This is a genomic window from Marinobacter segnicrescens (assembly GCF_900111555.1).
Lineage (GTDB): Bacteria > Pseudomonadota > Gammaproteobacteria > Pseudomonadales > Oleiphilaceae > Marinobacter > Marinobacter segnicrescens.
This window is the reverse complement of the sequence record NZ_FOHZ01000016.1, coordinates 1-13,659: the sequence shown is the minus strand read 5'-3', so window position 1 is coordinate 13,659 and position 13,659 is coordinate 1. Positions and strand designations below refer to the sequence as shown.

General features: G+C 58.9%; 14 protein-coding genes. 11 read left to right on the top strand and 3 right to left on the bottom strand.

From position 1 onward, the window contains the following. The first annotated feature begins 51 nt into the window (after nucleotides 1–51). Nucleotides 52–1,932: a protein-disulfide reductase DsbD gene (gene dsbD, locus BM036_RS14210; protein ID WP_091853506.1), complete on the top strand. Its 1,881-nt coding sequence runs from the start codon at nucleotides 52–54 to the stop codon at nucleotides 1,930–1,932. 26 nt (nucleotides 1,933–1,958) lie between these two features. On the opposite strand, the gene tusA is transcribed toward dsbD, so the two are convergent. After that, a complete protein-coding gene (gene tusA / locus BM036_RS14205) occupies nucleotides 1,959–2,201 on the bottom strand; it encodes a sulfurtransferase TusA (protein ID WP_091853504.1) in 243 nt (80 codons plus the stop codon). Between the two features lie 165 nt (nucleotides 2,202–2,366). Here tusA and BM036_RS14200 point away from each other — a divergent pair, with 165 nt between their 5' ends. Further along, a complete protein-coding gene (locus BM036_RS14200; protein WP_091853502.1) occupies nucleotides 2,367–2,651 on the top strand; it encodes an antibiotic biosynthesis monooxygenase family protein in 285 nt (94 codons plus the stop codon). Between the two features lie 13 nt (nucleotides 2,652–2,664). On the opposite strand, the gene rlmM is transcribed toward BM036_RS14200, so the two are convergent. Both rlmM and BM036_RS14190 read right to left on the bottom strand, forming a co-directional pair. Further along, nucleotides 2,665–3,744: a 23S rRNA (cytidine(2498)-2'-O)-methyltransferase RlmM gene (rlmM, locus tag BM036_RS14195; RefSeq protein WP_091853618.1), complete on the bottom strand. Its 1,080-nt coding sequence runs from the start codon at nucleotides 3,742–3,744 to the stop codon at nucleotides 2,665–2,667. 76 nt (nucleotides 3,745–3,820) lie between these two features. Beyond that, nucleotides 3,821–4,375, bottom strand: coding sequence for an alpha/beta family hydrolase (locus BM036_RS14190; RefSeq protein WP_342714480.1), 555 nt, complete (start codon nucleotides 4,373–4,375; stop codon nucleotides 3,821–3,823). Nucleotides 4,376–4,761: 386 nt separating this feature from the next. Here BM036_RS14190 and ccoN point away from each other — a divergent pair, with 386 nt between their 5' ends. From ccoN to BM036_RS14145, 9 genes are all read left to right on the top strand, one after another. Beyond that, nucleotides 4,762–6,192, top strand: a complete 1,431-nt coding sequence (gene ccoN / locus BM036_RS14185; protein WP_091853497.1) for a cytochrome-c oxidase, cbb3-type subunit I — start codon at nucleotides 4,762–4,764, stop codon at nucleotides 6,190–6,192. An 18-nt stretch (nucleotides 6,193–6,210) separates the two neighbouring features. Then, entirely contained in the window at nucleotides 6,211–6,819 is a 609-nt protein-coding gene (gene ccoO, locus BM036_RS14180) for a cytochrome-c oxidase, cbb3-type subunit II (protein ID WP_091853495.1), read from the top strand. Between the two features lie 5 nt (nucleotides 6,820–6,824). Beyond that, nucleotides 6,825–7,010 (top strand): cbb3-type cytochrome oxidase subunit 3, encoded by a 186-nt coding sequence (locus BM036_RS14175; RefSeq protein WP_091853493.1) that lies wholly within the window; start codon nucleotides 6,825–6,827, stop codon nucleotides 7,008–7,010. Continuing rightward, nucleotides 7,007–7,900 (top strand): cytochrome-c oxidase, cbb3-type subunit III, encoded by an 894-nt coding sequence (gene ccoP, locus BM036_RS14170; protein ID WP_091853491.1) that lies wholly within the window; start codon nucleotides 7,007–7,009, stop codon nucleotides 7,898–7,900. The genes BM036_RS14175 and ccoP overlap by 4 nt, the downstream gene beginning before the upstream one ends. A gap of 146 nt (nucleotides 7,901–8,046) precedes the next feature. Then, on the top strand, nucleotides 8,047–9,492 hold the full coding sequence (gene ccoG / locus BM036_RS14165; protein WP_091853489.1) for a cytochrome c oxidase accessory protein CcoG: 1,446 nt from the start codon (nucleotides 8,047–8,049) through the stop codon (nucleotides 9,490–9,492). Nucleotides 9,493–9,548: 56 nt separating this feature from the next. Beyond that, on the top strand, nucleotides 9,549–10,088 hold the full coding sequence (locus BM036_RS14160) for a FixH family protein (RefSeq protein WP_091853487.1): 540 nt from the start codon (nucleotides 9,549–9,551) through the stop codon (nucleotides 10,086–10,088). Continuing rightward, nucleotides 10,081–12,549 (top strand): heavy metal translocating P-type ATPase, encoded by a 2,469-nt coding sequence (locus tag BM036_RS14155; RefSeq protein WP_091853485.1) that lies wholly within the window; start codon nucleotides 10,081–10,083, stop codon nucleotides 12,547–12,549. The genes BM036_RS14160 and BM036_RS14155 overlap by 8 nt, the downstream gene beginning before the upstream one ends. 19 nt (nucleotides 12,550–12,568) lie before the next feature. Further along, the gene (ccoS, locus tag BM036_RS14150; protein WP_091853482.1) at nucleotides 12,569–12,841 is read left to right on the top strand and encodes a cbb3-type cytochrome oxidase assembly protein CcoS; all 273 of its coding nucleotides are present in this window, start codon (nucleotides 12,569–12,571) and stop codon (nucleotides 12,839–12,841) included. Beyond that, the gene (locus BM036_RS14145) at nucleotides 12,816–13,523 is read left to right on the top strand and encodes a sulfite exporter TauE/SafE family protein (RefSeq protein WP_091853480.1); all 708 of its coding nucleotides are present in this window, start codon (nucleotides 12,816–12,818) and stop codon (nucleotides 13,521–13,523) included. The genes ccoS and BM036_RS14145 overlap by 26 nt, the downstream gene beginning before the upstream one ends. The last annotated feature ends 136 nt before the right edge of the window (nucleotides 13,524–13,659 follow it).

Below are 13,659 nucleotides of genomic sequence, written 5' to 3'. Positions count from 1 at the left end.
AGTCCATCCGTTTCCGGAAGCCCTGAATTCACCTGAAAGATGCCTTTATTCATGCCACCGAGTCCGCTTACCGTTCGCGCCGCATCCAGTATCGCTCTGTTCCTGTTACTCCTCCTCGTTCCTGTGGGTCAAAGCCTCGCAGCATTCGGCAGTAACAGCCTCGGCGGCCAGGACTTCCTGCCGGTGGACGAGGCCTTGCCATTCAGTTCCACAACCACTGACAACGGCGTTCTGCTGCGATGGGATACGGCACCGGAGCACTACCTTTACAAGGAGCGAATCGAGGTCGAAGCCGTCACAGAAGGCGTGACGGTTTCAGACCCTGAGTTTTCCCTGGCCGGAGTTGAAACGGAAGATCCCTATTTCGGCACCGTCAACGTCTTCTATGAGCCGGTCGAAGCCGCAGTAGGACTGTCCCTCCCCGAAGGGATCCGGGAGGCCACCTTGCAGGTGACCTATCAGGGTTGTGCGAAGGCCGGCCTGTGCTATCCGCCGCAAACCCGTGAAGTACTCTACTATGCCAGCGGCAAGAACAAGGCAGCCAGCCAGGCGCCAGCCCCGGATACAAATTCTGGCAACCAGCCTCCCTCCCCCGTGGCCGAAGGCAAGGCAGACCTGGAATCCGCCAGCGGCCTGGCGGGCTTTCTGTCGGAACAGTCCCTGGCGATCATCGCGCTGGTGTTCCTTGCGCTCGGGCTCGGACTGACCTTCACCCCCTGCGTACTGCCCATGGTGCCTATCATCTCTACCCTGGTGTCCAGTCACAACACCCGTAGTTCCGGACAGGCCCTGGTGCTGGCCTTCAGCTATGTGCTGGGCATGGCACTGACCTACGCCGCCGCCGGCGTCATCACCGGCCTGCTGGGCGCCAGCTTCAACCTGCAGGCGCAGTTGCAGTCACCCTGGATTCTGGGCACTTTCGCAGCCCTCTTCGTGCTGTTCGCACTGGCCATGTTCAACGTATTTGACCTGCAACTTCCCCAGGGCATCCAGAACCGCCTGAACCAGGCGAGCCAGAACCTCAGTGGTGGTCGGGTCGCCAGTGTCTTTGGCATTGGCGCCCTGTCGGCACTCGTCGTATCTCCCTGCGTCTCAGCACCGCTGGCCGGCAGCTTGCTCTATATCAGTACCACGCAAGATGCCGTCGTAGGTGGTGTTGCCCTGTTCTCGCTGGGCCTCGGAATGGGCGTTCCTCTTATCCTGGTTGCGGTGGGCGGACGCAAGCTGCTTCCAAAAACCGGTCCATGGATGAACGTCGTCAAAGCATTTTACGGCATCATGTTGCTGGCCGTTGCAATCTGGCTGGTCGAGCGGATGGTACCTGCGTGGCTGGCACTGACCCTGTGGGGTGTTCTCGCGGCCATCACGGGCGTTCAGCTGGGAGCCTTTGACCAGGCCCGGGCCGGCTGGCAACGAACCTGGAAAGGGGCTGGCCTTATGCTGTTTGCCTGGGGCCTTGCTCTATTGGCCGGAGCGCTGTCCGGCGCATCAGACCCCCTGAGGCCACTTGCCCCGTTTATTGCCGGTGGGACCTCCCCGGGCGGCACCACGACGCTGGAGCACGCCCGGTTTGACCGGATAGAAGAACCGGACATCATCCGGGCGCGACTTGCCGAAGCCGGCGAGCAGGGTCGACCGGTCATCCTGGATTTCTACGCTGACTGGTGCATATCGTGCAAGGTGATGGAGCGCGAGGTATTCAGCCAGCCCGGTGTGATTGCAGCAATGGAGCCATACACCCTGCTGCAGATCGACATGACGGACAACACGCCGGAACAGCAGGCCTTGCTGGATGAACTGGGTCTTTTCGGGCCACCGGCCATTCTTTTCTACAACCCGGGCGGATCCGAGGTCCAGAACCTTCGGGTGCTGGGTGAGATGGATCGTGAAGCGTTCCTGGAGCACCTGGGAAAGGCCGAAGCCCTCCTGTAACCCGGGGTTTATCGCCGGTCCGCCATTCAGGCGCCCCGGCGGATCCAGAACAGATACTGGTCCTCCGCCTGCTCCTGCCTGAGCAACTCATGGTTCAGGAACTGACAGAAGCGGGGAATATCCCGGGTTGTCGAGGGGTCCGTAGCCAACACCCGCAAAACACCACCTACCGGTACATCGGCTATCCGGTTATGGAGCATCATTACCGGCTCGGGACACATTAACCCGCGCGCATCAAGCTCGGCATCCTGGTCAGCAGTTTCCGCCATAGTCACCTCCCGCAGTGCACCGGCAGGCTTTTCCGCCCCGTCCCCAGGTTTACGTACAAACCTGATGGATTTTCCCGGTTCAAGTGCTAAATTACTGTCATACAGGTCTATTTTAGACCAGAAACGCGCCCGACTGTTATAGCGACTGTCAGCTGAGAGGTACCCATGATTCGAGTCCTGATCGAACGTCATATCGCTGAAACCCTTGAAACCGCCTACGAGGAGCGGTCCCGGGCGATTCTCCAGAACGCGGTCGCCGCTCCGGGATTCATTTCCGGCGAAACACTGGTGAACGCCCATGACCCGAACCACCGGATCACATTGGCAAACTGGCGATCAGAGGCCGACTGGGACCGTTGGTACCACTCGACCGAGCGTCAACAACTGCTCAACGACGTAAAGCCCATGATGGACCTGGACGAGAAGATCACCATTCTCCACCAGTGCTGAAAGGGCGAACCGATCAGTCGGTCCGCTCAAGGAAGCAGGTAATCTCTTCCCGGTCGTGGTAAAGCTGCCGGGCCCTGAGGCCCACTCCGAACGGTGCATCGGCAAGTCGGGACTGCAACAACTCCCGGCAAAGCAACCACTCGTCGTAGCGTTTTTTCATGGGCAGCTTGAGGTTAAAAATACTGTAACGGCACAACTGGTCAGTGAACCAGTCACTGACCATGGACGCGGTACGCCGGGGCTTGTCGACGATATCGCACACCATCCAGTCCACTGCCCGCTTCGGTCGCCACAGGTAACCATCGGCCTGGACATGGGTGACCATACCTGTCGCCATCAACCCTTCTTCCATAGCCCCGTTGTCGACCGCCGTCACCTGCATGCCTTGCTGCACCAACTGCCAGGTCCAGCCACCAGGAGCCGCACCAAGGTCCACAGCGGTCTTTCCGCCCCCCAGGTAGTCCAGGGCACGGTCAGCCGGCAGTAGCACTTTCCAGGCCTCTTCCAGCTTGAGCGCAGATCGGCTGGGCGCTGAAGCCGGCAACTTCAGTCGGGGGATACCCATAGGCCAGCGGGCCCGGTTATTGGCCAGGCTCATGCCGATCAGAGCGGATCCAAAATCCGGGAGCAGAATCTCCAGTCGATCTCCGACTGAACTGTCCACCTCAGCACCCAGCAACCCGGCCCCTCTCAGCGCCCGGGATAGCGGCGCTACCCACTTGCGGGCAAAGCGCCCGAGATCCGGGTCGCTGCTGTTTTCCCCAACCCGCACATCCACCCTGGCACAGGTGCGGACCAACTCGACACCACCATCGCTCAGCACTTCAACCACCGCTCCCACCCGATCCTTGGCCGGCAGCGCCATTTCAGCGAGCAATACCTGCCAGTCCCTGACAAAGACCAGGGACTCCAGCGGCACCTGCCGCAGCAGCGAAGGTGCATCAAGCCCCCCGGCCAGGGTAAAGCGCAGCCAGCCTGTGCCAGGCTGCGGCGTGAAGTACCCCCACGCACCCTTCGTTGCTGCCGCATCGGTCAGCTCGCGGCCAGCCTCTGACTCGAAGCCGGGCCTACAAAAGGCAAGCAGTTGATTCAGCGGAACGTCCATCAGGCTACCTCGGCACTGGCAAGTAAAAGGGTTCCCCCGGAAAAGTTGGACCGGGTTGCATAGCCTACTCAAGTGAGCCTATAAAAGCAGCCGCCCTGGCCGCCGCCTCGTCTATCAGGGCATTCTCATCCAACCCCTGCTTTTTCAAAGGTCTCAGATCGTGATTGCCGCCTTCGAGCCAGTGCACGCTCACCCGGGCGGGCAAGCCAGGCCGGGCCGCCAGTTCCTCAGGCTTGCCGAACGGATCACGGGTACCCTGAAAGATCGCCAGCGGACATGGGATCTCCATAAAATGGTCCGTCCTCCAGCGGTCTGGCTTTCCTGGCGGATGGAACGGGTAACCAAAACAGGCGACACCTTTTATGTAAGCGCACTCGCGGGAAGCCGCCAACAAGGATGCCATTCGCCCCCCCATGGATTTCCCCCCGATAACCAGCGTTTGCCCCGGGCTCATGAGCGAATGACAGTGACCAACGACGCCAGCAAAGTGGGACAGCAGCACCGGCTGCCGATCGGGTGGCCGCTTACGGCCATCAGCACGGCGCTTGAGCATGTAGGGGAATTCGAACCGCCACACATGGATTCCGGATTCAGCCAGGCTCCGGGCAAGGCGGCTCATAAAAGGGCTGTCACTGCCCGCGCCAGCGCCATGGGCAAGGATCAGCCCTGGGGCATAACCAGGATCCGCAATGGCTGGTTCATAGATCAGGTCTTGCATGTTGCAACCTCTCCGAAGGCAACTAAGCTGATTCTGAGGTATGTCCTCTCCGGTGCGTCAAATGGTCGCGAATCAACCCATCGTCGCCAGCTTTCGGTATTTATTGATGAATATCGGAAAAATGGGTCAATTGTACACCACTCAAAGATCAAACAGATTCGCCATCACACTGATTTCAGCGGTATTACGGTCACGAATGGAGTTGACCTGAGTCATTGCAAACAGGTCATCGATTCTCCATACTTGCGCCGATTTTCTTTCCCACCCTTGAATCCATTGGTAAGGCTATGAGCACAGTGAATGCAAACCTGACATACAACTACAAGGTGGTGAGGCAGTTCGCCATCATGACGGTCGTATGGGGTATTGTGGGTATGGCGCTGGGTGTGCTGATCGCAGCACAGCTGGTGTGGCCGCAATTGAACCTCGACCTGCCCTGGACCCACTTCGGTCGTTTACGGCCGTTACATACCAATGCTGTGATCTTCGGTTTTGGTGGTAGTGCCCTGTTCGCAACGTCCTACTACGTTGTCCAGCGTACCTGTCAGGCACGACTGTTCTCGGACGGCATGGCGGCCTTTACCTTCTGGGGATGGCAGGCCATCATTGTTTCCGCCGCCATCACCCTGCCCCTTGGCCTTACCTCAACAAAGGAATACGCCGAGCTCGAGTGGCCGATCGATATAGCCATCGCCGTCGTCTGGGTGACCTACGCCATCGTGTTCTTCGGCACGATCACCAAGCGCAGCGCACCTCACATCTACGTGGCCAACTGGTTCTACGGCGCCTTCATTCTGACCATCGCGGTACTCCATATCGGCAACAACATGGCGTTGCCGGCTTCTGCGTTCAAGTCCTACTCCGCCTACGCGGGTGTGACAGACGCCATGATGCAGTGGTGGTACGGTCACAACGCGGTGGGCTTCTTCCTGACCGCTGGCTTCCTGGGCATGATGTACTACTTCGTACCCAAGCAGGCGAACCGTCCGGTCTACTCCTATCGCCTGTCTATCGTCCATTTCTGGGCCCTGATCGCCACCTACGTGTGGGCCGGTGGCCACCACCTGCACTATTCAGCGCTTCCGGACTGGGCCCAGACCGCAGGTATGGTCATGTCCCTCATCCTGCTGGCCCCCTCCTGGGGCGGCATGATCAACGGCATGATGACCCTGTCAGGTGCCTGGCACAAACTGCGCACCGACCCGATCCTGCGCTTCCTGGTGGTTTCCCTGTCCTTCTACGGCATGTCCACCTTTGAAGGCCCGATGATGTCCATCAAGACCGTAAACGCCCTGTCTCACAACACCGACTGGACCATCGGCCACGTTCACTCCGGCGCCCTTGGCTGGGTTGCGATGATCAGTATCGGTGCGATCTATCACCTGATTCCGAAACTCTGGGGTATCAAGGCCATGTACAGCATCGGCCTGATCAACGTGCACTTCTGGCTGGCGACCGTTGGCACCGTGCTCTACATCGTGGCCATGTGGGTCAACGGCATCATGCAGGGCCTGATGTGGCGTGCGGTCAACGACGACGGCACCCTGACCTACAGCTTTGTACAGGCGCTTGAAGCTTCCTGGCCTGGTTACCTGGTGCGCTTCATCGGTGGTGCCATCTTCCTCACCGGCATGCTCGTCATGGCCTGGAACGTATGGATGACCATCCGCCAGAAAGATGCGGTCGCCGCTGACAACGTCGCGGCCCAGCCGGCCTGATCAGGAGCTTAGTTCAAGATGAGACACGAAATTGTAGAAAAGAAGCTTGGCCTGATGACCGTGCTGATCCTGTTCGTGATCAGCGGCGGCTTCCTGGCCGAGATTGTTCCCCTGTTCTTCCTGGACGAAACCAACGAACCGGTGGCCGGCCTTGAGCCACTGGATCCGTTGGAACTGGAAGGCCGTGATATCTACATCCGGGAAGGCTGCCACGTCTGTCATACCCAGATGATCCGGCCCTTCCGTGCCGAGACCGAGCGTTATGGCCATTACTCCGTTGCGGGCGAGTTCGTTTACGAACGTCCGTTCCTGTGGGGCTCCAAGCGTACCGGTCCGGACCTGGCCCGTGTGGGTGGCCGTTACTCGGATGCATGGCAGCGCATGCACCTGTTTGACCCGCGCAGCGTAGTGCCTGAGTCCAACATGCCTGCATTCCCCTGGCTGTTCGAGGACAAGGTCGACCATACCAAGACCGCCCAGAAGATGAGGACCCTTCAGACACTGGGTGTGCCTTACACAGATGAGCAAATCGAAGGTGCCGCAGAAGACGTCCGTGGCCAGTTCGAAATTGATGCTCTGGTCGCCTACCTGCAACAACTGGGTACAGTGATCTCAGACAAACGGTGATTTCGATGGATCTCAATGACTTCAGGGGCATCCAGACCCTTCTGGTAATGGTCGCGTTCTTTGGCATCGTCTGGTGGGCGTATAGCGCTCACCGGAAGAAGGCGAACGACGAGGCGGCTCAACTGCCCTTTGATGACGACGAAATTGCCGAGCGCACTTTGAAACAGGACAAAACGGAGAAAAAACAATGAGTACCTTCTGGAGCATCTGGATCAGTGTGATCGTGCTCGGTACCATTTTTGGCTGCTGGTGGCTTCTCTTCGCCACCCGCAAGAGCCAGACCACCGACACCGAAACCGAAAAGACCATGGGTCACTCCTTCGATGGTATCGAGGAGTATGACAACCCGCTTCCAAAATGGTGGTTCTACCTGTTCGTAGGCACCTGTGTGTTCGCCCTGATCTACCTGGCCTTGTACCCGGGCCTGGGCAACTGGCAGGGCCTGCTGGGCTGGACCCAGGAAAAGCAGTGGGAAGAGGAAGTGCAGCAGGCCGAAGCCCGCTACAGCGAAATCTATGCCCAGTATGGCAGCACCCCGATTCCTGAACTGGCGGGTAACGAAGACGCCATGGAGATGGGTCAGCGCCTGTTTGCCAACAACTGCGCCGTATGCCACGGCTCAGCCGGTCGCGGTTCCGTTGGTTTCCCCAACCTGACTGACGATGCCTGGCTGTACGGTGGCGACCCGGACACTATCCTGCAAACACTGCACAATGGCCGCCAGGGCAATATGCCTGCCAAGGGCACCATGCCAAACATGACAGCTGAGCAGGTTGACCAGGTGGTAAACTATGTACTGAGCTTCAGCGGCCGGGAACAGGATAAGGCTGCCGCAGAAGCGGGTGCCGAAGTCTACGCTCAGGCCTGTGTGGCCTGCCACGGAGCGGACGGTACCGGCAACCAGGCGCTGGGTGCGCCCAACCTGACCGACGATTCCTGGCTCTATGGCAGCACCTACGAGTGGATCGAAGAGACTGTGGTCTACGGTCGTCAGAACGTCATGCCGGCCCAGGGTGGCCGCCTGAGCGACGATCAGATCCACATTCTGGCCGGTTACGTGTACAGCCTGTCCAACAACTGAGAAGTGAAAGCCAGGCGCCGTTGATTGTGGCGCCCGGTCTTTTCAACCCTGGGCCTGCCCTGCGGACCCAGGCTTGAAAAGATCCCCAGGCCGAAGTGTCTTACCATTCTGGCAATGCGCGAGCCTGTCACCATCAGGAGGTAATGATGAGCAGTCAGATTCCGGTCCAGCAGATTGACCCGAACACTGACGGCCCCTCCGACAAAAACAACAAGAAAAATCCGGAAACCGTCGAACTCTATGCCAGCCGCAAGAAGATCTATGTGCGGGAAATCAAGGGCCTGTTCCAGCGAATCCGCTTTTTCAGCCTGATGGCCCTGATGGGCATGTATTTTCTGTTCGTATGGATCACCATTGATGGCGAACCGCTGATCCACTTCGACCTGCCAGCCCGTGAATTCCACCTCTACGGCATGACCTTCTTCCCGCAGGACTTCTTCCTGCTTGCTGCCATGCTGATCATCTGCGCCTTTGGCCTGTTTTTCATAACGACCCTGTTTGGTCGCGTGTGGTGCGGCTATACCTGCCCGCAAACCGTATGGACGTTCATTTTCATGTGGGTCGAGGAGCGTATCGAGGGCAGCCACACCAAGCGTATGAGGCTGGACAAGGCGCCCAACTCGCCAGAAAAGATGATAAGGAAATCAGCAAAGCACGTGAGCTGGCTGCTGATCGCATTCGCTACGGGCGTTACCTTTGTGGGCTATTTCTATCCGATCCGTGAACTGCTGGCGGATCTGTTCACACTTGGCGCCAATGGCTGGGCCTATTTCTGGGTTGGCTTCTTCACCGTGGCTACCTACCTGAATGCGGGCTGGATGCGCGAGCAGGTTTGCCTGTATATGTGCCCATACGCTCGTTTCCAGTCGGTCATGTTCGATCGCAACACCCGAATCGTGTCCTATGACCCAAACCGCGGGGAACCCAGGGGTAGCCGCAAGAAATCCGCTGACCGGAAAGAACTGGGTCTTGGCGACTGTATTGACTGTGGCCTATGTGTGCAGGTGTGCCCCACCGGCATCGATATCCGTGATGGCCTTCAGTACGAATGTATTGGCTGTGCCCTGTGTATCGACGCCTGCGACAGCGTCATGGACAAGATGGACTACCCCAGGGGCCTGATTCGCTATACCACGGAGAATGAACTGGAGGGCCGTCCGTCAAAGCTGCTACGTCCCCGCACCTTCGGGTACGGAGCATTGCTGATGCTCATGATAGGGGCGGTTGTTGTTACCATTGCCACACGTGTGCCGGTGGAACTGGATGTGATCCGCGACCGTGGTGCGCTGTTCAGCTATAACGGCAATGGCTGGGTCGAAAACACCTACACACTGAAGATCAATAACATGGCGGAAGTTCCCCGGGAGTTCCGTATTGGCCTGGAAGGCATCGAAACCGCGCGATTGCTCCGGGGCAACGAGCCGGTTCAGGTTGCAGCAGGTGACCTTCGTTCCGTACCGGTGGTCGTCGAAGTGAATCCGGACGATCTTGACGATATCAACACTTCAATCACGTTCCGTATTGAAGCCACCGACGACAGCGGCGTTTCCGATGAAACCGACAGTCGTTTTGTCGGTCCAAGGCCCCGCTAAACACTTTAGACAGCCCGTTCCGGCGGGCTGCTTGCTGATCCATTGAAGAGTCCGACATGTCAGAAACTGCACGTTTTGAAGACCACGAAGCCTCACGTCCCTGGTTCCGTCAGCCATGGTTCTGGTTTCTGGTTCTGTTCCCCGCAGCATCCATAACCTACTGTATCGTCGCCATCACGCTTTCAATGACGACGCATACGTCCATGGTCGTGGACGATTACTCCAAGGAAGGCCTCGCAATCAATCAGTCCCTGGCAAGGGATGCCAAGGCTGCCGAACTGGGCCTGGAGGCCCGCATCCAGCAGACCGGTCGCAACCTTGAGGTTACCCTCGCAAGTAGCGACGAAGGCACCGGCGTGGCACCGGAATACCTGATACTCCAACTATTCCACCCCACCATGGGCGAGCAGGACCGCATCATTCAGCTCAGCCCCACCGGCGAGGGCCACTACCGGGGACAGATAGCCGGCAATATCGACGGGCGCTGGTACCTGGATGTGAGCGGACCGTCCTCAGACTGGCGCATCAAGGGTGAAGGCCACTTCCCGGCCGACTCAGCCATCGTGATGCGGCCCAACGACCCAGAACGTGGCTGAAACACTTCCCTGCTTTCACTGCAGTGAGCCGGTAAAGCCAGAGCAGGCCATAGTGCCCGACCCGGACCATCCGGATCAGGCCTTCTGCTGTCATGGTTGCCAGGCCGTTTTCAACACCATTCACCTGGAAGGCCTGGACAGCTTTTACCAGTTCCGCACAGCCCCAGCGGTTACGCCCCGATCCCTTTCCCCTGCTGACGTGGAACGGCTGCGAGAGCTGGATCATCCGGCTGCGCAGGAGGCGTTCGTAGCTCCGGTGAAAGGCGGACAAGAGGCCCAGCTACTGATCGGCGGCATCACCTGTGCCGCCTGCATCTGGTTGCTGGAACGCCACCTTGCCGCCCACTCGGGCGTGATTTCATTTACCGTCAATCACACCACCCAAAGAGCGAGGCTGGTCTGGTCCCCCGAGGAGACCTGTCTCAGTGACCTCCTGATCGCTATCCACGAGTTGGGCTATACCGCCTCCCCCTATCATGCAGACGAGGCGGAGCAGGCTCTCAAGGCAGAAAACCGCACCGCCATCATCCGTCTCCTCGTTGCCGGCATTGGCACCATGCAGAGCATGATGTTGGCGGTGCCCCTGTACTTTGAAATGATCAGTGAGCTGTCTCCTGAATTCATACAGCTGTTCCGGTGGTTCAGCTTGCTGGTCGCCACACCGGTGGTGGTATACAGCGCCCGGCCTTTTTTCAGTAATGCCATTCGTGATGTACGCTCCCGCCACCTGACCATGGATGTACCGGTTGCCACTGCCATAGGCCTGGCTTACGCGGCCAGTGCCTGGGTTACCTTTTTCGGCGGTGATGAGGTGTACTTTGAATCTGTCTGCATGTTCACCTTTTTCCTGTCGCTGGGCCGTTTCATCGAAGCCCGCGCCCGTTACCGTGCCGGTCTCACCGGGGCCGCGCTGGGCAGTTATCAGCCAAGGGTCGCCACGCGTATCCTTGGGTCTGATTCAGAGGTAGTCGCCGCTCACCAGCTGAAGACCGGGGACCGCATCCGAATCAAGCCCGGCGAAACCCTGGCTGTTGACGGTGTGATTGTCGCAGGTCACTCAACCCTGAATGAAGCGGCCCTGACCGGTGAGTACCTCCCCGAGTCCCACGGAGTCGGAGACGAGGTATTCGCAGGCAGCATCAACGGCGAAAGCCCTATCGAAGTCGAAGTGCTCCGTACCGGTAGCCGCACCCGACTTTCCGGCATTCTACGTATACTGGACCGGGTCCAGTCGGAAAAACCTCGCATCGCCCGCATGGCGGATCGTATAGCCGGTGTGTTTGTCAGCCGGGTCCTGGTTATTGCCCCACTGGTATGGATAGGCTGGTGGCTTGCCGGTGCCGATAATGCCTTCGACATTACCCTTTCTGTACTGGTGGTCACCTGCCCCTGCGCGCTATCGCTGGCAACACCGACCGCCCTGACCAGTGCCACACTGAAATTACGCAAACTGGGCTTTCTGCCTACCCGCGGACATACCCTGGAGACTCTCGGGGATATCGACACGATTGTCTTCGACAAAACCGGCACACTGACGGAAGGTAGGCTTCACCTGCTCGGTGTTACACTGGTCGGCGATCTCCCGGAGCAACAAATACTGTCCTTGGCCGCCGGCCTGGAGCAGCACTCCGAGCACCCCATTGCCGAAGTGTTCCGTGGGATCAAGGCAGAGACAGTGGACGGGGTTTCCAATCATCTTGGCCAGGGCCTGACCGGTCAATGGCGAGGCAAATCCGTTGTCATCGGCCACCGCGCCTTCATCGAAACCTCCACTAGAACCGAGATAACACCTCCGGACCAGGCCCAGGGCATTGACCTCTGGCTAGCGGTTGACGGCAAGGTACAGGCTCGCCTGCTCATTGATGACCGTGTGCGTGCCGATGCAGTGGAGACGGTCCGAACCCTTCAGTCACGAAACATCAAGACCGTGATGCTCAGCGGCGATCGGTCAAACCACGTAGCCCGGATTGCCGCTGAGCTGGGCATCGATGAAGCAATTGGTGGCGCTTCGCCGGAAGACAAACTCGCTCACCTGCAGGCTCTTGCGGACGGTGGAAAGAAGATCATGATGGTGGGTGACGGACTGAACGACCTGCCCTCCATGGCGGGCGCTGCTGTTTCCGTAGCCATGGGTTCTGCAACGGACCTGACCCAGCTCCGGGCAGACGGCATTCTCCTTGGTGGAAAGCTGGAGCTACTGGTGCAAGCCATTGACGCCAGCCAGGAAACACGGCGTATTATTCGACAGAACATGATGTGGGCCCTGGGCTACAACCTGCTGGCGCTACCGTTAGCTGCAGCAGGCCTGGTACCGCCCTGGCTGGCGGCTATTGGCATGTCCCTGAGCTCCCTGGTGGTTGTACTCAACGCCCTCAGACTGAGCCAGGAGAAGCCCGGGAGCCGGACGCAGAACCAACCACAAACGATCTCAAGGGGCCAGGAAGAGGTCAAGCCCGGTTGAGGAACAAGGTGATACTGCTGTGAACATTCTGCTGATACTTATCCCGATTACGCTTATCCTGGTGACCATTGGCGTACTGGTTTTCAATTGGGCCGTAAAAAGTGGCCAGTATGACGACCTGGAGGGCCCTGCCCACCGAATCCTCTATGACGACGACCGGGACATGATTCCCGAGGATGCCAAGCAACCCCACCAGCGATCCAACCCGTCAGCCTCCGCCGAGGACAGGACTACAGAATTCGTGGATGGCGATCAAACCCCACAGGATGATAATCCGGAAAAGGGAGCCTGAATTGCAGGACCTTGCCCTCAGCTACCCTGCCGCCTTCGTCATTGGCCTGTTGGGCAGCACCCATTGCCTGGGCATGTGCGGCGGTATCAGCGCTTCGCTCTCTATGGCACTGCCCGTAGGCCGGGGCTACCGCTTCCGCCAGATACTGATGTTACTGGCCTTCAATGGGGGCCGTATTGGTTCCTATGTGCTGATTGCGACCCTCATCGCCTGGCTTAGCGTAAGCGCCACGAACTCTTGGGGCGCCCTTGGACCGCTACTTCGCACCCTCGCAGGAATCCTGCTGATCCTGATGGGACTCTCGATGGGGCAATGGTGGAATGGCATACGCCATGTGGAGAAAGTTGGCGGTCCGGTATGGCGGCGACTTCAGCCACTTACGGCAAAATTACTGCCGGTTCGCAACCCCTTTCAGGCACTCTCCCTCGGCGCCCTCTGGGGCTGGCTTCCCTGTGGACTGGTGTACAGCACTCTGGGGTGGGCCGCACTACAGCCCACCACCACTGCCGCTGCCGGGACCATGCTCTTCTTCGGACTCGGCACCCTTCCTTCCATGCTAGGCACAGGACTTGCCGCTACCTGGATTCAGGGATTGCGGACAAATCGCTGGTTCCGCCAGATTGCCGGTGCATCAATGGTTGCCTTCGGTCTGTGGACGCTACCCTGGATGGCCTTTATCTAGCGAGGCGTTAGGTTGCCACAAGCCCCGGAGCTGGAAGGTGCCGGGGCTTTTTTGTGGCTGGCGTAGGGGTTCTTCAGGCCCTGCGAAGCAGGTCGATGCCTGCCTGTGGCAGGCTTGTCGTATGGGGCCGTTGTAG

Bases quoted from the DNA above. Each gene is read 5' to 3' on its own strand.
- BM036_RS14160 (WP_091853487.1), top strand. From the start codon at position 9,549: ATGTCAGAAACTGCACGTTTTGAAGACCACGAAGCCTCACGTCCCTGG.
- ccoP (WP_091853491.1), top strand. From the start codon at position 7,007: ATGAGTACCTTCTGGAGCATCTGGATCAGTGTGATCGTGCTCGGTACC.
- BM036_RS14190 (WP_342714480.1), bottom strand. From the start codon at position 4,375: ATGAGCCGCCTTGCCCGGAGCCTGGCTGAATCCGGAATCCATGTGTGG.
- BM036_RS14145 (WP_091853480.1), top strand. From the start codon at position 12,816: ATGATAATCCGGAAAAGGGAGCCTGAATTGCAGGACCTTGCCCTCAGC.
- BM036_RS14175 (WP_091853493.1), top strand. From the start codon at position 6,825: ATGGATCTCAATGACTTCAGGGGCATCCAGACCCTTCTGGTAATGGTC.
- ccoN (WP_091853497.1), top strand. From the start codon at position 4,762: ATGAGCACAGTGAATGCAAACCTGACATACAACTACAAGGTGGTGAGG.
- dsbD (WP_091853506.1), top strand. From the start codon at position 52: ATGCCACCGAGTCCGCTTACCGTTCGCGCCGCATCCAGTATCGCTCTG.
- tusA (WP_091853504.1), bottom strand. From the start codon at position 2,201: ATGGCGGAAACTGCTGACCAGGATGCCGAGCTTGATGCGCGCGGGTTA.
- ccoG (WP_091853489.1), top strand. From the start codon at position 8,047: ATGAGCAGTCAGATTCCGGTCCAGCAGATTGACCCGAACACTGACGGC.
- BM036_RS14200 (WP_091853502.1), top strand. From the start codon at position 2,367: ATGATTCGAGTCCTGATCGAACGTCATATCGCTGAAACCCTTGAAACC.
- ccoO (WP_091853495.1), top strand. From the start codon at position 6,211: ATGAGACACGAAATTGTAGAAAAGAAGCTTGGCCTGATGACCGTGCTG.